Origin of the sequence: Methylobacterium sp. BTF04 (assembly GCF_010692745.1) — a bacterium.
In the GTDB taxonomy this organism is placed as follows: Bacteria; Pseudomonadota; Alphaproteobacteria; order Rhizobiales; family Beijerinckiaceae; genus Methylobacterium.
The window spans coordinates 88,527-111,702 of the sequence record NZ_JAAHTB010000013.1; the positions used below are offsets into that span (position 1 = coordinate 88,527).

Below are 23,176 nucleotides of genomic sequence, written 5' to 3' on the forward strand. Positions count from 1 at the left end.
TCCCTACGAGGCTCTGCCGCTCGACCGGCACGGGCGTTCCGGCGCGGCCCTGATGTGAGATGCGAAGTGCAGGCTTCGCGTCAACGAGGCGGATGAGAGTCCATGACGCGTGTGAGCCCATGACGCGGCGTTTCCAGCGGATCGCCTTCATCGCCAGCCCGACGCCCGATGCGCGTCAGGCCGCCGACACTCTGATGCGGCGCTACGACCACGTGCCGCCCGACGAGGCCGACGTGGTGGTGGCCCTCGGCGGCGACGGCCTGATGCTTCAGGCGCTGCACCGCTTCATGCATGCCGGCACGCCGATCTACGGGATGAACCGCGGCACCGTCGGTTTCTTGATGAACGAGTTCCGCGAGGACGGGCTGATCGAGCGCCTGGAGAGCACCAAGCGCAGCCTGATCCATCCCCTGATGATGGAAGCGGTGGACACCGAGGGCCGGCGTCATCAGGCGCGGGCTCTCAACGAGGTCTACATGCTGCGCCAGACCCACCAGACCGCCAAGCTGCGGATCTCGGTGGATGGCCATGTCCGCCTTCCCGAACTCATCGCCGACGGCGTACTCGCCGCCACGCCAGCCGGCTCCACCGCCTACAACCTCTCGGTGGGCGGCCCGATCCTGCCGCTCAACGCGCGGCTCCTGGCGCTGACCCCGATCTCGGCCTTCCGCCCGCGCCGGTGGCACGGTGCCCTGTTGCCGGATTATGCCCGCATCCTGATCGAGGTGCTCGACGCCGAACACCGTCCCGTGGCGGCAGTGGCCGACCACACCGAGTTCCGGCGGGTGGCCACCGTGGAGACCTGGCTCGACCGGGCCACCAATCTCGTCCTGCTCCACGATCCTGGCCACAGCCTCGACGAGCGTATCCTGCGCGAGCAGTTCGGCTGACGAACGGCAGGCGCGGTCAGGCAGCGAGCCGCATCCGCTCGCGGTCCTCGCGGTAGCTCGCCACGAGGGCTTCGGGGATCGAATCCAGCACTACCGACACCGTGATCTCGCGGACCCGCTCCTGCTCGCCGCGGAACTCCGCCAGGATCGCATCGGGCAGCGCATCGAGGATGAGGCCCACCGGGTCGGTCCTGACCGTTTCGACGGCCACCACGATGAGCTCCGCCTCGGGCTGATGCGCGACCTGACGCTGGGCCTCGCGCCATTCGGCGTCGAGAATCTCGCTTGCTAGAGCCTGTGCGGCCTCGCGCTCGGCATCCTCCACGAGGTCGCGGGCGACGAGGCGGGCCTCCTCGCGGGCGGCCTCGGCCTCGAAGCGCGCCAGCAGCGCCATCACCCCCTGGGCCTCGGCGAACGGCATGCCCTCGCAGGCGGTGAGCGCCCGCTCGATCATCAGGCGCGACAGGCCGGCACCGAAGGCGGCGATGGTGCCCCGGCCCGCTTCCCGCCACGCCGAGAGCGCAGCGGTGAAGGCCGGCAGCAGGGCCGGCGGTAGTCCGGCCTTGCGATGGAGTGCAGCGAAGGCGGCCGAGCTTTCGAGCATCAGGCCGGCGACGCGCTCGGGCGAGAGGCGCGAGAGGTTCGATAGGGCGGCTTCTGCGAAAGCCATGTGGCCCGACAGGATCGCCCGCAGCAGCAGGCCGGCGGTCAACTGGCCCTGGGCCTTGAGGTGGACCACGAGGCGGGCGAGGTCGACGGGGTGTGCCCCTGCGCTGAAGGCCAACGTGGTGCGCTCCTGCGCCTCACGGCTCGCGCGGGCACTGCGCACCGGCGTGAGCCAGCCCGAGGACACCGCGAAGGCCGAGAGCACGTCGGCGAGACGCGTGGTCACTGCCTGACGCACCTCCAAAGGCAGCTCGGGCCGGGCCAGCACGGCTTCGCGCAAGCCCGCATCCGATCCGTGGCGCTCGACCATCCGCAGCAGGCTACCGGTGGTGATCCGGGCGCTGCGGTTGCGGACGAGCACGGCCAGCGCCGACGCCTCGGCGATCTCCGCCATGGCACCCGCGACCGCGTGAGAGAGATCCACGCGCCCAGCGATCGCCCGGCGGGTGGCCGCGCAGCCGATGGCGATCCCGTCGACGAGGTCGGCATCGCTGAGTACTGGCGAGCGCGCCAGGACCACGCAGGCGATCTCGGATTGGTCGCCGGCGAGGGCGACGATCAGGGGCCGGGGCGCCGTGGCACACCCGGCACAGGCCTCGGCCAGCGCCTTGCGGACCAGGTTCGACGGATCGTCGAGGAGAGCGAGGATCGCCACCTCCGCCTCCCGCGCCGTGTCGGACGCCAATCCGCCATAGAGGTAGGCCCGGACCAGGGCACCGGCGGCCTCCGCCCGGCGGGCGGTGGAACCGTGCTGCATCCAGGCGAGGAACTGGCGGATGATCATAAGCCGCTCCGGGTCGTGAAGAGAGAGAGATCGAGGGGGGCACTTGCCTGGGACGCGCGTCCCGCGGCGCCGAATTCCGCCGGACGGCGCGGCGGCAGCGGCGCTCCGAGGAGGGCGGCCGAAGCGGATGCTTGGTAGGTCGAGGCTTGGTAGGTCGAGGCTTGAGAGGCGGAGGCCGGGGGGACCGAGATCGAAGCGGGCTCGGTGACGGCCTGTGCCGATGCGCTGCCGGTGTCGTCGGAGCGCGGGAAGTAGGTCGGTGCGCTGCGCGCCGAATCGGTCGCGGCCCGGCCCTGCCAAAGCTTGGCGACACCCGACGACACGGCGCCCTGGCGCCGGTCGGTCTGGAACATCGAGCGCAGGCCGCCGCCGTCGAGGGCTGTATAGGCCGTCGGTGCCTCGGTCAGGACGGGGGTGCCCGCCCCGGCCTGGACCGCCGTCGCCTGCGCGCCGCCCGATCGGCTCGTCGCCAGCAGCGCGTAGAGTTCGGCGGCGCCACGCGGCCGTCCGGCCTTGTCGTAGAACAGGCCCCGGTTGGCGGCGGCGGCCTCCGGCATGTCGAGGGCTGCGGCCCGTGCCGGGCTCGCCTGTGCGGTGTTGATCAGGGCGGACGCCCCGCGGGCGCCGAGGACATGCGCGGCGTAGAGGTCACCCCCGGTCGGCTCGCGGCCCAGCGCGGTGGTGAGGGATTCGCGATTCCGCTCGGTGAGGGCGCCGGCCATGGTCGCGGCGATCTTGGGATCGCGCCGCAGGTCGAGGATGGTCTGGCGGGCGGCCTGATCGTCCACCGCATAGGTGCCGTCGGACCGCGTCGTGATGGCGTCGGCATAGGTCGAGAGCCCGAGCTTCGGGCCCGCGTTCTTCATGGTGCCGAGCCAGGTCTGCTCGATGAACTGGAACAGGCCCGTGGCCGAGGAGGTGCCAGCCTTGGCAGACGGGTCGAGGGCGGATTCGCGCTGCGCCGTGGCGAGCAGGTAATCGAAGCCCGAGCCCGAACTCTGCGCCCCGTCGCGGATCGCATCCACGACACCGGCGGACGCGCCCGCCCGGCCCGACCCGGTCGTCGCTCCGCGCGTCCCCACGTCCCGGCCGGTGCCGGTCTCGCGGGTGGTGGCGGGGGGCGTGGTGAACAGGAACATGGCTGTCCGGCTGGAGACGGACCCTGGCGCCGCCTCGCGGAGGACTTTGTTCCGGTATGGTAAAGGAAGCTTGAACGCCGGCCCGGTTCCGGCGTCGCTTCAGGCGGCGCGGACAGTGGCGAGGAATCGTCCGACCTCGGCGCCGAGATGCTCGGATTGGCGCGAGAGTTCGGAGGCCGAAGCCAGCACCTGGGCGGCGGCGGCACCGGTTTCCTCGGCGGCTCCGGCGACGCCGGCGATGTTCTGCGTGACCTCGCCGGTACCGGCGGCGGCCTGAGACACGTTGCGGACGATCTCCTGCGTCGCCGCGCCCTGCTCCTCGACCGCGGCCGCGATCGAGGTCGCCACCGTGCTGATCTCGCCGATGCGCCCGCGGATCGCCTCGATCGCCCGCACGCTCTGCCCGGTCGCGCCCTGGATGCGGGCGATCTGCGTGCCGATCTCGTCGGTGGCGCGCGCGGTCTGGTTCGCCAGTTGCTTCACCTCGGCGGCCACCACGGCAAAGCCGCGGCCGGCTTCTCCGGCACGTGCCGCCTCGATGGTGGCGTTGAGCGCCAGCAGGTTGGTCTGCCCGGCGATGTCGGAGATGAGCTTGACCACGTCGCCGATGCGGGATGTGGCGCCGCTGAGTTCCTGAACCAGGACGGCGGTGGCGCCGGCCTCGGCCACGGCAGCCTCGGCGAGGCTCGCCGACCCTTGCACCTGACGGCCGATCTCCTGGACCGAGGAGCCGAGTTCCTCGGCGGCCGCCGCCACGGTCTCGACGTTGGACGCGGCTTCCTCAGCGGCTGCCGCCACCGAGACGGACTGGCTCGCCGTCTGTGACGCCGTCGCGGTCATCGCCTGGGCGGTAGCCTGCAACTCGGTGGCGGCGGACCCCACCGATCCGACGATGCCGCCCACGGCACGCTCGAATCCGTCGGCCATGTCGCGCATGGCCTGGCGCCGCTGGGCTTCCGCCCCGGCCCGGGCCAGCACCGTCTCCTCCTCCAGCGCCTTCATGCGCAGGAGCCCGTCCTTGAACACCTGTACGGCGTCCGCGATGCGGCCGATCTCGGTGCCGCTTCCCTGATGCGGGATCGCCACCGCGAGGTCGCCCCGGGCCAGTGCCGTCATCGGGCGCACCACGGAGCCGATGCTGCCCGAGATTCCGCGAATGATGATCGTCGCGAGCAGGATCGAGAGGATCAACCCAGTCGTGGCCGCGCCGACGACGATGGCCAGCATCCGCTCGAAGGCCTGCTCGCTCGCGCTGCGGGAGGCCGCGGCATGCCGATTGTTCAATTGGACGAGCGCGTTGGCGGTGTCGATCGCCGAACGCTGAAGCTGGGCGGCCTTGCCCTGCAGCCGTTCGAAGGCGTCCTCGTTCATGCCGCTGCGCGAGAGCCCGAGGATGGTCTTGATCTCGGCCTGATACGCATCCCAGGTCGCCGTGATCGTGTCGTAGAGGGCCCGCTCCTCCGGCGAGCTGACGAGCGGGCCGTAATCGGCGATGACGCGTTCCGTCTTCAGACGGCGCTCCTCGACCTCGCCGTCGACGCGCTTCTTCGAATCCGGATCGATGACGCCGGTATGGCGGTAGACGCTGATGGCGTAGCGGGCCATCCACCCGGAGATCTCTCCGGCCTTGGCGACGCTCGGCAAATCATTCGACTGAACCTGAATCAGATAGCCGTTGATGGTTCGTGTCGAGAGAAGGGCCACCGTGCCGATGCCGAGCATGAAGACGATGACGATCGCGAAAGCGCCGACCAAGCGGTTTCGGATCGAGAGTCGGCGCAAAGACATCGGATCACCGAGTAGTTCGAGGGAATTTCTGCAGGGAATGCTTCGCGGGTAAAATCACTGAAACGATTGAAGAATTCCTGAAGCTCAGGCGTATCTTAAATTTGGCGGTAAAATGCTGAGAACTGTTTCGGTGAGCGGCGATTGATCCACATTTCGTGGCCCGGCCTGCACGATTTCGCAGAGCTTCGTCCGGCGGCCGTATTCCGCGCCGTGTCTGGACGCAGGAACGACGAAGGCCGCCCCAAGGCGGCCCTGACGTCGTTCGTGCTGTCGGAAGATAATTGGAGCGGGCGAAGGGATTCGAACCCTCGACCCCAACCTTGGCAACGCTAGGGCCTTGATCCATGATGCCGTCTTAGCGGCACGGTGCGCCTAGGGAAACCCCTTTCTCCCGTGCGATGCCGTTCGCTCCCGTGTCGGCCCAATCCAACCCAAACACGGGGTTTCCAACCCGTTTCCGGCCCGGGCCCGGGATCGTCCGGGGAGCCGTTGCGTGGACGATATTCCGGAGAGCCGGCTTGAACAGGTCGCGATGATGGAAGGCATCCTTGTCGCATCGGCTACGGGAGGCTCGGGCGATGGGCACATCTACGAGCACCTGCGCCGCGAGTTCCTCCACGATGAGGCGATCAAGGCCCTTCTGCCATCGTTCGTCAGAACCTACCGCAGCCTCGATGCCTTCTGGCCGTATATCAAAGGGCAGGCCGGAACCTACGCCGAGCGAAGGCAGATCCTCAGCGAGGCGTTCACGCCACTGATCGACCACCTGGAGGGCCGGAACCGGGCGCCGGGGGACGCGGTGGTATCGGACGCGCTGGCGACGTTCGATGCCGACGGCGTTCACTCGGTGCGGGCCAAGGCCCTGGCGCGCCGGACCTCCGACCCGGAGGGCGCCATCACCGTCGCCCGAACGCTCCTTGAGACGGTGTGCAAGCACGTCCTCGACGACCGGGGCGTGGCCTATGCCGAGAAGGACGACCTGCCGAAGCTCTACGGGGCGGTGGCGAAGGCGTTGCGGCTGGCCCCGGACCAGCACACCGAGGAGCCGATCAAGGCCATCCTCGGCGGCGCGATGAACCTGGTCAACGGGCTCGGGACCCTGCGCAACCGCTTCTCGGATGCTCATGGCCGGGGCGTGCCGAAGGAGGCGGGCGCGCCGGTGAGGCCCTCCCCCCGCCACGCGAGCCTCGCCGTGAACGCCGCCGGCGCGGTCGCGACCTTCCTCGTCGAGACGCACCTCGAACGCGGCAAGGCCTGAGGCTCAGGCCGCCGCCGCCCGCTGCTGATACTCCACGTGGTGATGGCCATAGACCTCTAAGACCATCTTGACGGTCATGCCGAGGTACTCGCCGACCTCGTGCGGCGGGATCCCAGCCCGGAGCATGAGCGTCGCCCTGGTGTGCCTCAACGCGTGCGGCGTCGGCAGGCCGATGTCGTCCTTCGGGTCCGGGTTGCCGATCCGCATGGTGCCGTCGATGTCCCGCCGGTCCAGCCCGGCCCGGGCCGCGGCGAGCGCAAAACCCTTGCTGACCCGCAGGATCCGCCGGCCGTTGTCGTGGACGACGACATCGATCCCCCGCGCCAGGTCGGCCTCGCGCCACTCCCGGAACAGCGGGAGCAGCTTGTCGTGGATCCGGCACGGCGGCTCGCGCTTGCGGGTCTTCGGCTCCGCCGGGCCCGAGCGGTGGAGCGTGACGGCCGGGATGTCTACCCACCCGTGGTCGAGAGCCCTGGTCCAGCCCAGCCCGAGGATCGCGGACGACCGGGTGCCCGAGTAGAAGCCGATCTCGATGAAGCGCGGCAGGTGCTCGCCCTCCTCGTCGCCTCGCCCGACGACGCGCGTCCAGTACGGCTCCCGCGTCGCGACGTCGGACGAGAGCCAATCGAATCCTTGCGCCGCCTTGAGCAGGCGCTGGTGCTCCACCTCGGTCAGCCAGTCCGGATGCGCCTCGGCCGCCGGCGGCAGGGTCACCACCGGCCGGGACGTCAGGGTGAACTCCCGGTGCCAGACGCCGATCGCGGCGGAGAGCGTCTGCAGCTCGCGCCTGGCGGTCGATGCGGTGACGTGCTTGAGCTTGGACGAGCCCGGCGCCGAGTACGTCTCGGCGCAGCGGCTCTTCACATAGCCGCGGCAGGCCTGCCCGCGGACCTGCGCGAGGGTCATCCCCTTCCAGTGCCGCAGCAGGTGGGCGATGTGCTGCCCGGCCAGCACGGCGTTGCCGGTCCCCTCCTGGCGAAGGCCGTAGAACGACAGGCAGGCCGCGAGGCTGACGAGCCTCGGGTTGCTGTTCGTCGGGTCCTCGGGATCGGGCGCGTCGGCCTTGGCCTCGGCCTCTATCCGCGACCGCTCCGCGAGGTAGACCGCGAACTCCGCTTCAGCCTTTCCGCGAGCCTCTCGGCCATGTCGTGTTCGACGCTTCCACGGCTTCCCGGCGATGGTGTCGTGGATCGCCCAGACGCCTCTGTCGAGGTCGAACTTGAGGCGGGCGTGGTCCCGGGGGCGTGCCATGATTGGGTCCATTCGAGCAGGGATCTTCGGGTCGTGAGCAGTGCGTGTCCGGGGCGCATCGTTTTGAGCCGATGCGGTTCCGGGGCATGCGTCGCGGCCCTCAGCTGCGCGGTGGAGAAAACGGGGAACCCGGCGTCATCCAGAACCTCCGGCGCCCATCCGGCGACGTCGAGGGGTAGGAGCGTGTCGGGCTCGGCGCGCCGCGCCTTGGCGCTCGCACCTTCGGACAGGTCGATCGGTCCGAGAAAGAATTGGAATGTCATGACGGGATTCTGAATCACCCGGTGTGCAGTCGCAACGGCTAAGGAAGCGCTCGGTTAACAAGCGGCCTGGTTATCCACCTGGGCTCACCTTCTCAGGCCAGGGAAACATCAACTAGACCCTTAGCATCCGCTTGCCCGCCGCCCTCGGCCCTGGCACGGTCAACCCAGTAGGAGAGCCGACCCGTGAAAATATTGCGCGCCCCGACCCCGACGATCTGAACCCGGAGCGCTGACGGTCCTGCCTCGCCTCCAAGTATTCGGAGGCTATTGATGAAGACCTATCTCACGTCCGACACGCATTTCGGTCACGCTGGTATGATGTCGGCGCGCATGAACCGCCCTCGCTCGTTCACCTCCGTGGAGGCTATGAACGAAACGGTGATCCAGAACTGGAACAACCGCGTTCGCAAGGATGATGAAATCTGGCACCTCGGTGACTTCGCCTACGGGGCGTCGGTAGCCATGTGCCGGGAGGTCTTCGCAAGACTGAACGGCAGGAAGCATCTCATCCTCGGCAACCACGACGCCGGCCGGACGACCTCGCTGCCGTGGTACTCCCAGCAGCAGATGGCGGAGCCCGTGATCGAGGGCGTGCGCGTCGTCCTCTGCCACTACGCGCTCCGCACGTGGAGCGGTATCCACCGGGGCGCGATCCACTGCTACGGGCACTCCCACGGCAGCCTGCCGGGGACGTCGCGGTCCTGCGATGTCGGCTGCGACGACTGGGATTTCCGCCCCGTCACGGTCTCTGAAATTCTTGAGCGCCTCGCTGAGAACGCCGCCATGGAGACGGGGCCCGCCGCCGTCGCCGCGCTGGCCGAGGCGGCGTAGACGGCTCGGTAAGGGGGGGCCTGCTACGCAGGGGGATGCCCTGGCGTCGACGCACCCTCAAACCCCTCTCGCACCGGTACCATGTGCACTCCGAGACGACGCGGCCGAGCCTCGTCGTCGAGTCGTGCAGGGTTCCGAGGTTGATTGGGATCTGCCATCAGCCAGTGTGGGACATCCTGGCGTTGAACGACAAGGCGAGGGCGCATCTCCGCGAAATGGAGCATCTCGCCGATGGCTGGCTCGTCCGGTGGCCCGGCGAGACGGAGGCATTCGCGATCGTCGTGTACTACGACCCATGGCCGGACGATCTCAAGGTCCGTCTACACGACGTGAGCCGGATCGACGGGATGGATACCGGTTCCGGCGAGATGGACCGGTCATACTCGGTACTCGCCGCCACAAGGCACAGTGCCTCGGCGACCTGGGGCGGCTCCGCGAATGTGGGATTCCAGCTATTGGCCGACGACGTCTGGCGTGAGCGCGAGCGGATCCCGGCGCCCGACATCGACGCCCTGATGAGCCTCACCCGCTGATGCCCTGGCGTACGATCCGTCCCTATCCGTCCCACTTCACCGACTGCCGACGCGCGCCCCGTGAGGCGGCTTGGCCGACGCGGCGGATCTGGTTCACGTCCCTCCAAGCCGCCGACATCGTGGAGGGCGAGCAGATGCGGTTCGGGATCTGGCACCGGCTGCGGACCACGCGCCTCTGGCAGACCGCGCCCTTAAGCACCGAGCTCCGGGATTGGGCTGCCGATCCGAGGAGCCGGTTCGAGGCCTGGGAGATGGCCGAGAATCGCCAGGATCCGGCGTTCGCCTTGGTCTACCGGTTCTGGGCCGACCTGGCCCACTACCAGCACATGCCCGTCACCACGGACGGGGTGGCGATGGAATACGACACGCACACGATCGGGATCATGGCAAACCGTGTGTTCACCGTCCGACGCGAGTTCCACGCGTTCTCAGCGGCCGTGGACTACCTGGAAGGGCGGGACCCCGAGACGCAGAGATCCCTCTCGGTTCTGCCGGTCAAGGATCCCGTCGACGACGATGTCGCCGCCGACGATCTCGCTGGCCTCGGCTGAACGCGAAGGCCCCGGGGTGCCGGGGCCTCGATGGATTGGGGTGGCTTAGTCAGCCTCGGGCTCGTCGACCCGGGCCCATGTCTTGGCGGCCTCGTCCCAGTGGAAGGGGCGACCGTCCCCTCCCGTCGTCCTCCATCGATATCCGTGCGCGCCAGGCTCACCCGAGATCTCCAGGCGCCCTATTCCGCCGTCCCACAGGACGATCTCAGCGAGGCGACGGGACTTGGACCGGGGCACCCGCCCTACGTAAAGGATCTCCCGGACGTACGTGGGCACCCCCTTCGGCAAGATCGCCTGGATCGCGTCCTTGACGTAGGCGACCTCGGCGGCCGGGAGGGCGAATTTCACCTTCCTAGGCTTGGGCGGCGGCGGCGGGGGCGGCTCCTTCCCGAGGCTGCGCCAGCCGGCTTCCGTGACCCGGGCGAATGTCGAGCGCTTCGGGTTTCCTGGGATGACGAGGCCGTCCTCGATGGCGTGGACCGCCTCCCAACCGTCGAGCGACATCGTTAGGCTAGACGACGAGCTCGGCATGATGTTCGGGCATGACCGCGTCCCGGGCTCGGCGACGCCGGCGGCCGAGAGAAGCCGGCGCGCGTTGATCACGGAGAGGCTGCCGTAGCCGAGGTGGATCCCGGCGGACCTGGCGACCGCCGTCGGCGTCGTGTGCTCCATCGAGGATGCGAGCCTCTCCCAGTTCGCATCGTTGGCCAGGTCAACGGCGTGATGCCACTGCCCACACATTCCCCGATTGAAGTCCGGGTCCCATCTTGCCTTGAGCCCCGTGACCTCCTCGATCCGACGCACGAACGGAAGGGCTGCGCACGCCGGGGTGGAGAGATGGAGCTGCCAGATCCGCGGGGCCGTCGGCGGCTGGAACATGCCGCCCACGCGGCGGATCTCGACCGGGAAGCCGATCGAGCGGGGCGTGAACGGGGCATCTGGATCCCTCAGGGCGCCGAGGGTCGCGATGTATTCGTTCGCGATCCCCGAGGCGACGAGGCGCTGCATGGCGTCCAGCGGCGCCGGGGCCGGCTCCGCGACGACGGGCGCCTCCATGACAGGGAACTCGTCGGGATGGGCGTCGAACAGGCGCATCGTCCGCCCCAGGCGGCGCGGCACGGGGATCCTCCGGGGGCCGGGGGGGAAGTTGGGATCGAGCAGAGAGGCGACCGCGCGGCCGGGATCGGGGATCACGTCCCAGATCGTCATGTTGCGGGGTGCGTTCACGTCGGGTCTCCCTTCAGGCGGGCGGCGTCGGCGTCCGGGGTGAGGAGTAGGAGAGCCTCCAGATGTTCGGCCGGGGCGGTGGACGGACGCACACGCTGGCGCGGTCGTTGACGCGTGCCCACCATCTCATCCGCGAGCAGCGACCAAGCTCGGCGCACCTCCACTCCACGCACCATCAACAAAAGCTCGGGCATGATGACGATGGAACGATCGGTCTGGGCGATAGCACCTTGTTCTCGTCCCCGCGACAGGATGCGGCCGCCGAGTAGGTGCGGGTTCAGCCGCACAACGATCGCGAACGGATCGACCGTCCCTAGGCGCCGCACATGCCACGCCTCGCGCACGACGGGAGGCAGGTCGCGCCTCCCTCCATCCGTCAGCAGCGCGTCGCGCCAGATGGGGGACGCGCTGATGTCGAGGACGGGCTCGACCTCAACGACGAGGCCCGGATCGTACGTCCGGTTGTTCTCTCCGAACGGCAGGAAATTCGGCGTGATCGCCTTCCGTCTCCAGGGCATCTGTCACTTCCCCTTCAGGCGGGCTGCGAGCGCGAGGCATGCCTCGCCGTGCTCGGCGAGGAGCCGCGCGAGGACAGGGGCGACCCACGGCGGGACGGGCCTGCCCTTGTTGTTGTCGGGCTCATCCCGGTCAGGCCCGCGGGCCCACCGGAACGGCGCGCGCGGATCGATCGAATCGCGGGCCCCGTCGGGGTGGTGAGGTCCCAACATCCGGGCCATCGGCCGCTTCCACGTCTCGCCGAGCAGGAGCCGACCGGCCGCGGCGAGGTCCTCGGGGGAGACGGTCACCGCTTCACCAGGATGGCGGCGAGCTGATCTCGGACATCGTTGCCGCCCGCCGTGAAGCCCATGGCGTGGGCCGCGTCGTGCGTCCGGAGTATCAGCAGGACGGTCTCGCGGCCGAGACCGCGCGGCAGGAACATCAGCGGGTCGTCCGCGCCGTCGTCATAGACCGCGAGGCCCTGCCCGTAGTAGCCGGGCCCGATACACCGGCCGCCACCGACGTCGCCGATCGCCGCGATCTCGATCTCGTCGGCGAGGATGCCATGGCGCTGCCTCATGTTCTCATGGGCGCCGGACAGCGCCGAGTACGTGTCGGCGTCGGGGTTGGCCGGCTTCTTCTCGTAGAGCGACATCCAGTTCCGGGTGGCCGTGTAGGCCGCGGCCGCCGCCGTCTCGACCCGCGTCGGTTCGGTCTTGTCCCAGTCCTCGGCCGTGTGCGGCTGGGGCTCACAGCTGGCGATCATCTCCGCATCGATCGCCATCGTGTCGACGATGTCGGTGTTGGCGTCCGGATCCAGCAGGGCGATGTCCGAGGCGGAGACGGGGGTCGGGGTGTGCGCGTTCATGACGGTGCTCCAGGGCGTGGGAGGGCGCGGGTCGGGGGATTCGGTCGAGGCCGGGCGGGCGTCAGCGGGCGGGGACGACGTAGCCCCAGACCCGGAAATCCTCGGCGAGATCGAGGGCCTCCCGGTGGCTTGCGCAGTCCCGGCTTAGGCGGCCGTCCGTGACGATCCACAGGGAAGCCTCGAACCCTTCGGGATCGCAGGGGAAACCGAGATGGCCGAGCGCGGTGACGCGGATCTCGCGCGGCTCCGGCGGGCGCTGGTCGCGCGCCTGCTGCTGCTGGACCGGCTGCATCACCATCGCGGGGCCCATCGCGATCCGTGCCTTGAGCGATGCCCGGCGCTCCTCGCGCTCCTCGTCCCGAAGGTAGTCGCAGGCCTCCCAGTAGTCGTTGAGGCAGCGATCGAGCGCGTCGGTAGCCTCGTCGGCCGCGGCCTCGGCACGCTCCTCGTTCGTCCAGCACACGCCGGGGCAGGCGTCGATCTCGCCGGCGACGGCCGCGATGCGCTCCTTGCGGCATTCGCTCACCAGCGCGAACGCGGCCCTCTTCTCATCGCGCAACTTGGCGCACTTGGCCTCCAGCCGCTCGACCTCGGCCATTGCGGTCACGACCGGCGAGACGGCCTTGGCCGGGGCGGCGCAGGCCTGCTGCTGCTGGCAGGGCGTGGGCACCATCTCCGGGATGGGCGCGGGCATCAGGCCCTTCGCGAGGGCCCAGGCGGTCCGCATCGTGGCGCCGATGAACGAACGGATCGGCTGGCCGAGCGTCTCGGCGATCAACCTGGCGTGGGACCAGGCGGCCCTGACGATGTGCGAGCGGTTGAGGGTTTTGGTGGTCATGGAGGTTTCCCTTCTTCAGCCGGTGGAACCAGCTTAGGCCATCAAAATATGGCCTGTTTTTGTTAATGTCAACCCGATCCGCCGGCTAGAACGCCAGCCCCGCCAGGGCGTCCGCGTCCTCGGCGGGGATCTCTCCGTTGGACAGGATCGCCGGTGCGATTTGCGGGGGCGGCCCCATGGAGGCCGTTAGGACGGCGAGCACGCCCGGGACGGCCGGCTGGGGATCACCCCGGCGGAGGCCACCACGGCGGAGGTGGAGGTTCGGCTGGGCATACCGACCCAGGAGGACAATCTGCTCCATCTTGAGCGCCCATATCCACGCCTTGATCTCGTCGCGCCGCATGCCGAGCCGGTGGTGGGTCTCGATCAGGATCGGGCTAATCTCGGCGAGGCGGCGCCCGTAGCAGATCTCCGGCAGGCGGGCCCTGAGCCGCTCCGACTCGAACCGGACGTCGCGATCGAAAGCCTGCATCGCGGCGACGATGCTCCGGATCTCCGGATCGGCGGCGTCGCGTGCCTTGCGATCCAGCGTGCAGTGTAGCCGGACGCGTGCTGCCTCCTTCTTGTCCTGCGCGGCCTGCTCCGCCGGCGGCAGCCCGCGGATCTGCACGGCCCGCCACGGCCTCCGCGCGCTGCCTTCGTAAGTCGCCTCCTCGCGAACGAGGCGCCACGCCGGATCGCCGTCGGGGTCGAGCGGGTCGGCCACAGACAGGACCAGCCTGAACTTCTGACCCAAGTGGAGCACGTTCCCCAGGCCGGACCAGTGCCTCTTGTCGACGCCCGCCGCGGACCACATCGACCGCGGGAATCGGAGGCGCATCATGTCGGCGAATCGGGGCGCGAGGTCCTCGGGGCCGAGGATGCCGTCCTTGCCGAAGATGGTCTGCAGGCTGCCATCGACGTAGGCCGGCCAGCGGTCCAGGGGGTTCGAATACGTCGGGACGGCCAAGGCCGCGTCGAAGTCTTTCTGGAACTGCGGGGGCACGGGCATTGGATGTCTCCTTAGGTCTGGGTGACGGGACGGGCGGTGGGCAGCCGGCGCGGCTCGGGCAAACCCACTCGCGGCGTCGAGCGGGCGACGTCGTACCGGGGCGGCTCCGGCGCGAGGGGCGTCGCGACGAGGGATTCGTAAGCCTCGATCGCCGCCCGCATGGCGGCCGAGACAACCAGGTCGTGGGCGGCGATCTCGTCGCGCAGGGCGACCGACGGGTGGGCGGCGAGGTGGTCCCGGACGGCGAGGCGGCTGGCTACGAGGCGCTCGCGCAGGTCGATCCCGCGGAGGGTGGCGAGGGCGTCAGTCATCGGGGCCTCCATCAGAACGGGATGTCGCTGTCATCGTCGTAGGGGGCGGACGGGTCGTACGGGGCGACGACCAGCGAGCGCTCCCAGTCCAGGAGATCCCTCGGCACGGGGAGGCCCTGAGCGCGGAGCCGGTCGATCTCCGCGAGCATGCGATTGTCGCGATCGGCCTCCTGCATCTCGCCTTCCTCGCCGTAGCGCTCCTGCTCCTCGGGCGTCATGGTCTCCCAGTATTCGTCGAAGACGCGGCTCATGCGGCCCTCCGGAAGGAAACGAATCCGGACTGGACGCGGGGCCGGTGGACGGTCGTGCACAGCCGGGCGTGCGCGGGGCACCAAGACGAACCGAGCTCCACCGCGTGCCCGCAGCACGTCGGATCGGTCTTCGGGTCCCCGGCGATGTAGCGGCACTCGTCGTGGCGCAGGTTCTGGATCGCCACGCGCCGGGATTCGGGGAGATCCATCGGCCGCGGCGCCGGCCGGGGAACCGAGGCAACGAGCACCGGGGCGGCCTTCGGCTTCGGCGCCGGCTTGGCCTTCGGGGCGGCGGTCGCGCGCACGGGACGCGGCGCGCCCTTCGTGCCCTTCGGCAGCATCACGGGCAGGGCCGGCCCTTTGAAGCTGAGGCCGCACCGGTGCATCTTGGCGATGATCGCCTTGCGGCTGACGGACATCCCGAACCGGCGGTTGATTTCGGCAGCGACGTCGGCGGCTGAGGGCGCCGACGTCCACAGGGAGATCGCCAGCTCGGTGGCAGCCGGTGACCAGTGACCGGCCGGCAGCGCTCCCGGTTCGCGCTGGATACGCCGCGTCACGAGCGTGCCACCTGCGAGGGGGCCTCGTCGTAGGCGTGCTCCAGGCGCACGAGGCCGAGGGGGCGGAGGACCGCGGCGCCCGGCTCCCGCCTGCCCTTGACGACGTCGCCGAGGTAGCTGGGGCTCACACGGTGGACGCGCCCCCAGGCGGTGGCACCTCCCGCCTCAGCCATCTGCGCCGCCAGGCGCGTCCGCACTTGCTCCGTCGTCAGCATTCCAAGCTCTCCCGTGTGACGGGGATAGAACTGATGCAACAAGACGGGCCACGCTAGATGCGCGGATAAGCGATTCTGGGGGTAAATGCTTGTCAATACCGAATGACGCCCTCGGTTAACGTGCCCAAGTTGACATGTTTAGAGGGGGTCCAGCGGCGAGAGGTAACGCGTTTCTCAAACGAATCCTTGGGAGAAACCCGCAGCGACCCTTTTTCCAGGGCGCCACCAAATATGCGTAGATTTCGGGCCGCCGTTTCAGGGGTGCGTCCTGTAGCCGCATCCGCGCATTCGCGCATCTGCGAGGTGGTATCCTGTGGACAACCACCAACACCGCCGGAGCCCTCCATCACCACCGCCGCCGTCACCGCCCCGCCCTTCTGCGACCTGACCTGGCACCAAGCCGGCGCGGCCATCTTCACGGCTGAGCGCACGCCGCTCTACGACGCGGCCGTCTCGTGCGCTCGCACGGGGATGGAGGGAGCCGGCTTCACGCTGGATGGGCCCCACGTCGAGCTCGACCTCACCGGCTGCACGGACATCGCGATCGTCGCGAAGCGCCTGACGATCTGGACGGGTGCGGCGAGGAAGGCGCTGGCCTTCGCGCAGAAGCGAGACGCGGCGCTGAAGCCGCTGACCGGCGAGGCGATCGCCGGTGTGCAGGCCGGCCTCGTCGCGATGCTCGCGGAGAACGAATGGGCGCTCGGCACGAGGGCCGACCTCGCCGAGCAGTTCGCCCACGCGGACGGTCTCTCGCGCGCGCAGCACCTATGGGCATTGGACATCCTCGGCGCAGCGCGGTCCGCGGTCGAATCGGTCGACGCGCGCCTATCGACTGAGGCCGGCGCCGAGGCGATAGCGCGGGCGTATCACGCGGAGATCCGCGAGGACCTGCTCGCCGCCTGCGTCGAGCTCACAGACCTCGACCACGACCGGTGTCGCGAGGCGAACGGGCGGGGATGGAGCGCGGTCGCGTCAGCCCCGGGGCATCGGCTCGCCAACATGGACAGCTTCACCATCCTGCAGGCCGCCCACGCCTGGAGCCTCGTCCATCCTCATCGGCGGCAGCTTTCCGAGGACCTTAGGGGACGGCTGTTCGGGATCTCTTGAAGGCGTGACTGGTGCCTTTCAGGCCGGCGCGGGATCGTAGCAGCGGGACACAACAGGAGGACGGACATGGACGAGATGACAGCCCCGGCGCCGACGACGACGCCGGTGTCGATGACGAAGGAGGCCTTGGCGGCGCTCAGGCTTTTCCTCGACGCCCTATACGAGATGGTGATGCTGCTCGTCGCGGTGCTCCTCTTTCCGTTGCGCTGGGCCGGGATCGTCCCGCCGCGCGACGCGACGGACGTGGCGCGGGAGACCCTGGCGGCGGACGACGGCACCGTCGGTCCGGCCGTCGCGGACGAGCCGGCCCCGCTGGGGGAGCTCGTGCGGAGGCACGCGATGGCGAGGAGGTGGCCGCAGCCGGGAGCCCCCGAGCTCGCGCCGCTGCCGCCGCTCGTCGCGTCGTGGCTCGACCGGATGGACCCGGCGCAGCTGAAGACGCTGACGAGCGGCGTACCCGTCGGCTCCATCGAGCGGCACGTACTCGCCGGGGCGCACGGGGACCTGACGAGCCTCCTCGGGGCCTGCACGGGGGAGGATGTCCGAGCCCGTCCGATCCGCACGAGAGCGCCGGCGCCCATCGAGCCCGCGCGGACCGAGCCGGCCCCCGACGGCGAGCCTCCCACGCTGGAGGAGATGCTGGAGCAGGCCGGGATCGACCCGGAGACCCTGGAGTACCGCTAGGCCAAGGGCACCGCGACGACGACCAGCCCGCCGGTTCCCCCGGCGGGTTTTTTCATGCCCGGGCGAGCCGCTGGCGGACCACGCCGGCGAACCGGGCGAGCGCGCTCTCGGCCCTGTCGGCCCGCTGGTTCGCGGCGGCGAGCTCCAGACCGAGGGCGACGCTGTCCCGGCGGGCCCGGGCGGCCTCGGCCTGTGCGTGGGCGACGAGCCGGCGGAGGCGGTGGACCTCGTCGGCAAGGGCCTCGGCGGCGGACAGGTCGTCGAGCCGGCGGAGGTCTCGGCGGGCTGCATGGCCTCGTGCAGCGCCGACGAGGAGGCCGGCGATCTGCAGGCCCCGGCCCGCGACGTCCCCGGTGATGTGCGCGACGTGGGACATGGGCTCTCTCCGGCTAGGCGATCTCTCCCGTCCAGAAGGCACCTGGGCTGAGTCCGCCGTCAAGAATCCCTCGCCCCTTAACCGGCATTATCCCTGGGCTTCGGTTAACGCCACCAACCGCATCGAATGCTTTCGAAGACCTACTTGATGTTCCCCCGTTACTTCATTCTAGTGAAACGCCGAAGTCAAACGCCGGCAGCGTCACGGTGTGACGCCTTCCCCCTCTCCGTAGCGGGCGGGACCAGGAGGCGGAGCCGCATCGCCTCGGATACGGCAGTCCCGTCGTAGGGGATGGCCCCGTCCGGAGCCGCTGACCGACGCGCCTTCGCCTGGAGGAACTGCGTCGCAAGGACGAGGATCGACATCGGATCGATCGGCCGGAGGAGGCTGTCGTCATGGCGCAGCAGGAACACACGCATCGCATCCACGATGGCGCGATCGAGGGCCTCCGGCTCCGGCGTGCCTGCCGCCCGACGGCGCTCTCGCAACTCGCGTTGGCGATCGGCACCGAGGCGCCGGCGTCGGGATATACGGGCCGCGCCGGTGCAACGGCGGGTCGGCTTGGATTCGGGGGTGGGGGTCGGGATCTGCATGACGGCATCGTGCCATGGCCGGATGCAAGAAAGGCCATCACGCGTGACGCGAAAAATCACCGGGACGGCGACAAGTAACGCGAGGCTATTGTGCCTTGCCCTGTGCGCACGATTCGGCACGACGTCGGCGCGACGTCGCCCCCGCATTTTCCAGGGTTTCAGGCGGCCCGGGGGCGCAGGGTTACGACGACGTCCTGCCCGAGGCTGTGGGCCACGGCGCACAGCCTCTCCCATCCCCAATCGGCGATGTCGCCGGCGCGGAGGTCGGTCCGGACGTGGCTGTCCCGCATGCCGGCGGGGTGGGACATCTTGGCCATGCGGGACGGCTTGGCCGACGGGACGGCCCCCTTCACACGCTGGCAGAACGCGTCCCGGTCCCCGCCATGGGCCGAGACGATCTCGGCGGCGAACCCGGCGCGCGCCTGGTCGGCAAAGGCCTTGCCGGCGGCGACGTCGTGGCGGGCGATGAGCTCGTCGCCCCGGACGCCTCGGTGGCGGCGATTGCTCGATTACCGCTCTGTAGCCGTCGACCGGATCTACAAACGCCTTGCCACGACCTCCGCCCCTGGCCACCGGCCATGACTTCATGTTCGTAACGCCTCAGAATCTCGTACGACCTATAGAGGGATTAAGGGCGGTTTGAGGAGCGACAGTTCGGGAGCCATCTCGCTTTTGGGATAATGGAGGCGATCGAGGCGATCCTAGAAAATTCTTGATCCAGCGCAAAGCGCCAGGCGACGGATAGGGGCAGCGTGCCGGGGACCGATCCGGGAGCGTCCCCTGGACGCCCGGAGAGCCCGATGCCTTCCCTGACCTTGCCGAGCGCGGTGGATCTCGCACGCACTCAGTTTGCCCTCACCATCGTGTGGCACTTCCTGTTCCCGGCCTTCACCATCGGCCTGGCGAGCTTCCTCGCCGTCCTGGAAGGCCGCTGGCTGGCCACCGGCAGGGCGGTCTACCTCGACACCTACCGCTACTGGCTCAAGGTCTTCGCGGTCGCCTTCGCCATGGGCGTCGTGTCGGGCCTGGTGATGTCCTACCAGTTCGGCACCAACTGGTCGGTGTTCGCCGACCGCACCGGACCGATCCTGGGGCCGCTGCTGGGCTACGAGGTGCTGACCGCCTTCTTCCTCGAGGCCGGCTTCCTCGGGGTCATGCTCTTCGGCCTGGAGCGTGTCGGGCCCCGGCTGCACTTCCTGGCCACCTGCCTCGTCGCCTTCGGCACCCTGACGTCCGCCTTCTGGATCCTCTCGGCCAACTCATGGATGCAAACGCCCACCGGCCATACGATGGGTGCCGATGGACGCTTCGCCCCCGCCGACTGGTGGGCCATCGTCTTCAATCCGTCCTTCCCGTATCGGTTCGCCCACACGGTGACAGGCGCCTACCTGACGACCGCGATGATCGTCGGCGCGGTCGGGGCGTGGCACCTCCTGCGCGACCGCACCAACCCCCGCGCCCGGGTGATGTTCTCGATGGCGATGTGGATGGCCGCCATCGTCGCGCCGGCCCAGTTGGTTATCGGCGACCTGCACGGCGGGAATACCTATGAGCACCAGCCCGCCAAGGTCGCGGCGATGGAGGGGCATTTCGAGACCCAGAGCCGCGCACCCGCCTTCCTGTTCGGATGGCCCGACGCCGAGGCTGGCGAGACGCGCGGCGCCTTCGGCATCCCGGGACTGGCAAGCCTCTACCTCACGCATGACCTCGACGGCACGGTGAAGGGGCTCAAGGACATACCCCGCGCGACCTGGCCGACCAACCTGCCGCTAGTGTTCTGGTCGTTCCGGGTCATGGTTGGGCTCGGTATGCTCATGATCGCCCTCGGCCTTGCCTCGCTCTGGCTGCGTTGGAAGGGCCGGCTCTACGACGCCACCTGGTTCCAGCGTTTCGCGGTCGCCATGGGACCGTCCGGCCTCATCGCCGTCACCGCCGGGTGGACCGTCACCGAAACCGGGCGCCAACCCTTCACGGTCTACGGCCTGCTGCGCACCGCCGACAGCGTCTCGCCGGTCGCCGCCCCCGCCGTCGCCGCCTCGCTCGCCGCCTTCGCGGTGGTCTACCTCGCCGTGTTCGGGGCAGGTATCTGGTACCTGCTGCACCTCTTCAATCAGACCCCGCAGGTCCATGAATCGGGGCCGCCGACCGGCGTGCCGATCCGTACCGCCGGCATCACCCCGGCGCCTGCGCTCGACACCCCGCACCACGGCGCCAGCCGCCCCGCCTTCCAGCCCGCGGAGTAGTCCCCATGGACATCGATCTCACCCTGATATGGGCGATCCTCATCGCCACCGCCGTCTTCCTCTACGTGATCATGGACGGCTTCGACCTCGGGGTCGGCATCCTCTTTCCGGCCATCCGCGAAAAGGCTGACCGGGACGTGATGGTGAACACCGTTGCTCCGGTCTGGGACGGCAACGAGACCTGGCTGATCCTCGGCGGGGGCGGCCTGTTCGCGGTGTTCCCGCTGGCCTACGCCACGCTGCTGCCGGCCCTCTACATCCCGCTGACGCTGATGCTGCTCGCCCTGGTGTTCCGCGGCGTCGCCTTCGAGATGCGGTTCCGGACTGCCACCCCCCTGTCCCAGACGGCCTGGGACGGGGCCTTCTCGGCCGGCAGCTTCGTCGCCGCCTTCTGCCAGGGGATCTGCCTCGGCGCCCTGGTTCAGGGCGTCCGGGTCGAGGGGCGGGCCTATGCCGGCGGCTGGTGGGACTGGCTGTCGCCGTTCTCCCTCCTCACCGGGCTCGCCCTGGTCGCCGGATACGGGCTCCTCGGGTCGTGCTGGCTGATCTGGAAGACGGAGGGCGAACTCCAACTGCGGGCCTACCGCCTCGCAGAGGGATTCGGGGTGGCGACCTTCGCCGCAATCGCCATCGTGTCGCTCGCGATGCCGTTCCTGAGCCTCGCCTTCCGTGCGCGTTGGTTCGCTTGGCCGGCGATGGCCTTCGTCGCCCCCGTTCCGATCCTGGTCGGCCTTCTCGGTTGGCGTCTGCGCAATGCCCTCGACCGCCGTGAGGAGGTCGTGCCCTTCCTGTGCGGGCTCGGCCTGTTCCTGCTGTCTTATGTCGGGCTCGGCATCAGCCTGTTCCCGATGATCGTGCCGCCTTCGGTGACGATCTGGGACGCCGCCACCCACCCGAGCAGCCAGCGCTTCCTCCTCGTCGGCACGGTCGTGCTGCTGCCGATGATCCTCGGCTACACGGCCTACGTCTACTGGCTGTTCCGCGGGAAGGTCACCGCCGGTGCGCCGGGCTACCATTGAGGGGCCGCGTCATGACCATTCCCACCTCGATGCGTCGCCTCGCGTGGTTCGTGGCGCTCTGGGCTGGCGGCATCGCCTTCCTCACGGCGGTCGCCCTTCCGCTGCGCTGGCTGCTCAAGGTCGTTTGACCGGGCTCTCCGTTCGGACTTCGCCGCCGAGCACGCCACGAAGGCGATCCGTTCCAGCCCGAGCGGTCGAACGAGAGGCTGGTGGCGGGCCCAGGATCAGTTGATGCCGGTTCCTGCGCCGTCCCATCAGGCGCCGAGGTCCCGACGGGTCATGACGGGTGAGATGCTGTGTCCCGCAGCGTCTTGGCGTCGAGGTACATTGGCGTCGAAGGATCGCGGTCCCACCCGAAAACGACGTTTGGAACGACCGGAATAAGGGTCTTCAGGGCGATGACCTTCGACATGCGCCCGCGGCCACATTCACCGATGGGCCAATGATCCGACTACGAGATCGGTATGGTCAGAAGGCGATAGATGAAGTCGTGGGCCGTCACGCCGAACACGATAAGTGCGGTCGTCACGACGAGGAGGACCACGATCAGCAGGGTCTTCCTCGTCCGGGGCCTTGAACCGTCGATGATCGTCAATCGGTCGCCCCTTGAACCCGGCATCCGGTGTCGGATGCGTAACGTCCTATCCGACCAATTAGATCGAACCTGTGACCACGACCGAGGAGATGATGGGCAGTCCCCAGCATCCTGAGGCTACAGACGCACTGAGCGCAATCGCAGGGCGTTCCCGATCACGCTGACTGATGACAGCGACATCGCCGCCGCCGCGATGACGGGAGACAGCAGCAGGCCGAAACTCGGGTAGAGCACCCCGCCCGCAACCGGGATGCCGACGGCGTTGTAGGCGAAGGCGAAGAACAGGTTCTGCCGGATGTTGCCCATCACGGCGCGCGACAGCCGGCGTGCCTTGACGATGCCCGTCAAGTCACCCTTGAGCAGGGTGATGCCGGCGCTCTCGATGGCCACGTCCGTGCCGGTACCCATGGCGATGCCCACATCCGCCGAAGCCAACGCCGGCGCGTCGTTGACCCCGTCCCCCGCCATAGCGACGACCTGACCGGCCGCCTTGTGGCGCTCGACGACAGCCGCCTTCCGGTCGGGCAGGACGTCGGCCTCGACCTCGTCGATCCCGAGCTGACGGGCGACGGCCTCGGCGGTGATGCGGTTGTCACCGGTGAGCATGACGACGCGGATACCTTCTTGCCTGAGGCCGACCAATGCCTCGGCGGTCGTCGCCTTAACTGGGTCCGCGATGGCTATGACGCCGGCCAATCGCCGGTCGACGGCGGCGTAGATCGCCGTCGCCCCGTCCCGCCGCAGATCGTCCGCGACCGCGTCGAGATCCGCCGTCGCGACGTTCTCCCCGTCGAGGAATTTCGCGTTACCGAGAAGGACGCGGCGACCCTCAACGGTCCCAAGAGC

At 69.2% G+C, this 23,176-nt stretch carries 28 protein-coding genes; 10 read left to right on the forward strand and 18 right to left on the reverse strand.

The features are described from left to right. Positions 1-119: 119 nt before the first annotated feature. On the forward strand, positions 120-890 hold the full coding sequence (locus G3T14_RS10615) for an NAD kinase (protein ID WP_163642466.1): 771 nt from the start codon (positions 120-122) through the stop codon (positions 888-890). A 16-nt stretch (positions 891-906) separates the two neighbouring features. On the opposite strand, the gene G3T14_RS10620 is transcribed toward G3T14_RS10615, so the two are convergent. From G3T14_RS10620 to G3T14_RS10630, 3 genes are all read right to left on the reverse strand, one after another. After that, complete coding sequence (locus tag G3T14_RS10620) at positions 907-2,340, reverse strand: DUF2336 domain-containing protein (RefSeq protein ID WP_163642468.1); 1,434 nt, start codon at positions 2,338-2,340, stop codon at positions 907-909. Then, on the reverse strand, positions 2,337-3,479 hold the full coding sequence (locus G3T14_RS10625; protein ID WP_163642470.1) for a lytic transglycosylase domain-containing protein: 1,143 nt from the start codon (positions 3,477-3,479) through the stop codon (positions 2,337-2,339). The genes G3T14_RS10620 and G3T14_RS10625 overlap by 4 nt, the downstream gene beginning before the upstream one ends. A 99-nt stretch (positions 3,480-3,578) precedes the next feature. Then, positions 3,579-5,267: a methyl-accepting chemotaxis protein gene (locus G3T14_RS10630; protein WP_163642472.1), complete on the reverse strand. Its 1,689-nt coding sequence runs from the start codon at positions 5,265-5,267 to the stop codon at positions 3,579-3,581. Positions 5,268-5,760: 493 nt separating this feature from the next. On the opposite strand from G3T14_RS10630, the gene G3T14_RS10635 reads away from it, so the two are divergent. After that, positions 5,761-6,525 (forward strand): abortive infection family protein, encoded by a 765-nt coding sequence (locus tag G3T14_RS10635; protein WP_348645256.1) that lies wholly within the window; start codon positions 5,761-5,763, stop codon positions 6,523-6,525. A 3-nt stretch (positions 6,526-6,528) separates the two neighbouring features. On the opposite strand, the gene G3T14_RS10640 is transcribed toward G3T14_RS10635, so the two are convergent. Further along, entirely contained in the window at positions 6,529-7,776 is a 1,248-nt protein-coding gene (locus tag G3T14_RS10640) for a tyrosine-type recombinase/integrase (RefSeq protein ID WP_163642474.1), read from the reverse strand. Between the two features lie 533 nt (positions 7,777-8,309). On the opposite strand from G3T14_RS10640, the gene G3T14_RS10645 reads away from it, so the two are divergent. The 3 genes from G3T14_RS10645 (at position 8,310) to G3T14_RS10655 (ending at position 9,954) form a co-directional block, all read left to right on the forward strand. Further along, on the forward strand, positions 8,310-8,870 hold the full coding sequence (locus G3T14_RS10645; protein WP_163642476.1) for a metallophosphoesterase family protein: 561 nt from the start codon (positions 8,310-8,312) through the stop codon (positions 8,868-8,870). 182 nt (positions 8,871-9,052) lie between these two features. Further along, positions 9,053-9,403, forward strand: coding sequence for a hypothetical protein (locus G3T14_RS10650; protein WP_163642478.1), 351 nt, complete (start codon positions 9,053-9,055; stop codon positions 9,401-9,403). After that, positions 9,403-9,954: a hypothetical protein gene (locus tag G3T14_RS10655; protein ID WP_163642480.1), complete on the forward strand. Its 552-nt coding sequence runs from the start codon at positions 9,403-9,405 to the stop codon at positions 9,952-9,954. Before G3T14_RS10650 ends, G3T14_RS10655 begins: the two co-directional genes overlap by 1 nt. 45 nt (positions 9,955-9,999) lie before the next feature. Here G3T14_RS10655 and G3T14_RS10660 read toward each other — a convergent pair whose 3' ends face one another. The 10 genes from G3T14_RS10660 to G3T14_RS10705 all read right to left on the reverse strand — a co-directional run bounded on the left by G3T14_RS10660 (position 10,000) and on the right by G3T14_RS10705 (position 15,713). Further along, positions 10,000-11,181 carry a hypothetical protein gene (locus tag G3T14_RS10660; RefSeq protein ID WP_163642482.1) on the reverse strand — a complete coding sequence of 394 codons (1,182 nt, stop codon included), beginning with the start codon at positions 11,179-11,181 and terminating at the stop codon, positions 10,000-10,002. Then, positions 11,178-11,699: a hypothetical protein gene (locus G3T14_RS10665; RefSeq protein ID WP_163642484.1), complete on the reverse strand. Its 522-nt coding sequence runs from the start codon at positions 11,697-11,699 to the stop codon at positions 11,178-11,180. The genes G3T14_RS10660 and G3T14_RS10665 overlap by 4 nt, the downstream gene beginning before the upstream one ends. Before the next feature lie 3 nt (positions 11,700-11,702). Beyond that, a complete protein-coding gene (locus G3T14_RS10670) occupies positions 11,703-11,909 on the reverse strand; it encodes a hypothetical protein (RefSeq protein ID WP_246733181.1) in 207 nt (68 codons plus the stop codon). Between the two features lie 74 nt (positions 11,910-11,983). Continuing rightward, positions 11,984-12,547, reverse strand: coding sequence for a hypothetical protein (locus G3T14_RS10675; protein ID WP_163642488.1), 564 nt, complete (start codon positions 12,545-12,547; stop codon positions 11,984-11,986). A 61-nt stretch (positions 12,548-12,608) separates the two neighbouring features. Next, positions 12,609-13,385, reverse strand: coding sequence for a hypothetical protein (locus tag G3T14_RS10680; protein WP_163642490.1), 777 nt, complete (start codon positions 13,383-13,385; stop codon positions 12,609-12,611). Between the two features lie 85 nt (positions 13,386-13,470). Next, a complete protein-coding gene (locus G3T14_RS10685; protein WP_163642492.1) occupies positions 13,471-14,376 on the reverse strand; it encodes a hypothetical protein in 906 nt (301 codons plus the stop codon). A gap of 11 nt (positions 14,377-14,387) precedes the next feature. Then, positions 14,388-14,687, reverse strand: coding sequence for a hypothetical protein (locus tag G3T14_RS10690; protein ID WP_163642494.1), 300 nt, complete (start codon positions 14,685-14,687; stop codon positions 14,388-14,390). 11 nt (positions 14,688-14,698) lie between these two features. After that, positions 14,699-14,938, reverse strand: a complete 240-nt coding sequence (locus tag G3T14_RS10695) for a hypothetical protein (RefSeq protein ID WP_163642496.1) — start codon at positions 14,936-14,938, stop codon at positions 14,699-14,701. Next, positions 14,935-15,498 (reverse strand): GcrA family cell cycle regulator, encoded by a 564-nt coding sequence (locus G3T14_RS10700; protein ID WP_163642498.1) that lies wholly within the window; start codon positions 15,496-15,498, stop codon positions 14,935-14,937. Before G3T14_RS10700 ends, G3T14_RS10695 begins: the two co-directional genes overlap by 4 nt. After that, positions 15,495-15,713, reverse strand: a complete 219-nt coding sequence (locus tag G3T14_RS10705; protein ID WP_163642500.1) for a transcriptional regulator — start codon at positions 15,711-15,713, stop codon at positions 15,495-15,497. Before G3T14_RS10705 ends, G3T14_RS10700 begins: the two co-directional genes overlap by 4 nt. Positions 15,714-15,899: 186 nt before the next feature. Between G3T14_RS10705 and G3T14_RS10710 the strand changes: the two genes are divergently transcribed. Further along, a complete protein-coding gene (locus G3T14_RS10710; protein ID WP_163642502.1) occupies positions 15,900-16,820 on the forward strand; it encodes a hypothetical protein in 921 nt (306 codons plus the stop codon). 66 nt (positions 16,821-16,886) lie between these two features. Further along, positions 16,887-17,504, forward strand: coding sequence for a hypothetical protein (locus G3T14_RS10715; protein WP_163642504.1), 618 nt, complete (start codon positions 16,887-16,889; stop codon positions 17,502-17,504). A gap of 52 nt (positions 17,505-17,556) precedes the next feature. On the opposite strand, the gene G3T14_RS10720 is transcribed toward G3T14_RS10715, so the two are convergent. The 3 genes from G3T14_RS10720 to G3T14_RS10730 all read right to left on the reverse strand — a co-directional run bounded on the left by G3T14_RS10720 (position 17,557) and on the right by G3T14_RS10730 (position 18,790). Beyond that, the gene (locus tag G3T14_RS10720; RefSeq protein ID WP_163642506.1) at positions 17,557-17,880 is read right to left on the reverse strand and encodes a hypothetical protein; all 324 of its coding nucleotides are present in this window, start codon (positions 17,878-17,880) and stop codon (positions 17,557-17,559) included. 185 nt (positions 17,881-18,065) lie between these two features. Next, positions 18,066-18,473 (reverse strand): hypothetical protein, encoded by a 408-nt coding sequence (locus tag G3T14_RS10725; RefSeq protein ID WP_163642507.1) that lies wholly within the window; start codon positions 18,471-18,473, stop codon positions 18,066-18,068. A 158-nt stretch (positions 18,474-18,631) separates the two neighbouring features. Next, complete coding sequence (locus G3T14_RS10730; protein ID WP_163642509.1) at positions 18,632-18,790, reverse strand: hypothetical protein; 159 nt, start codon at positions 18,788-18,790, stop codon at positions 18,632-18,634. Between the two features lie 483 nt (positions 18,791-19,273). Between G3T14_RS10730 and G3T14_RS10735 the strand changes: the two genes are divergently transcribed. Genes G3T14_RS10735 through G3T14_RS24695 form a run of 3 tightly spaced genes read left to right on the forward strand, consistent with a single transcriptional unit; the run spans position 19,274 to position 21,863 of the window. Next, positions 19,274-20,716: a cytochrome ubiquinol oxidase subunit I gene (locus G3T14_RS10735; protein WP_163642510.1), complete on the forward strand. Its 1,443-nt coding sequence runs from the start codon at positions 19,274-19,276 to the stop codon at positions 20,714-20,716. A 5-nt stretch (positions 20,717-20,721) separates the two neighbouring features. After that, positions 20,722-21,735 (forward strand): cytochrome d ubiquinol oxidase subunit II, encoded by a 1,014-nt coding sequence (cydB, locus tag G3T14_RS10740; RefSeq protein WP_163642512.1) that lies wholly within the window; start codon positions 20,722-20,724, stop codon positions 21,733-21,735. An 11-nt stretch (positions 21,736-21,746) separates the two neighbouring features. Beyond that, positions 21,747-21,863: a DUF2474 family protein gene (locus G3T14_RS24695; protein WP_204262779.1), complete on the forward strand. Its 117-nt coding sequence runs from the start codon at positions 21,747-21,749 to the stop codon at positions 21,861-21,863. Positions 21,864-22,447: 584 nt separating this feature from the next. On the opposite strand, the gene G3T14_RS10750 is transcribed toward G3T14_RS24695, so the two are convergent. Next, positions 22,448-23,176: HAD-IC family P-type ATPase (locus G3T14_RS10750; RefSeq protein WP_163642516.1), on the reverse strand; the 729-nt coding region annotated here is incomplete at its 5' end.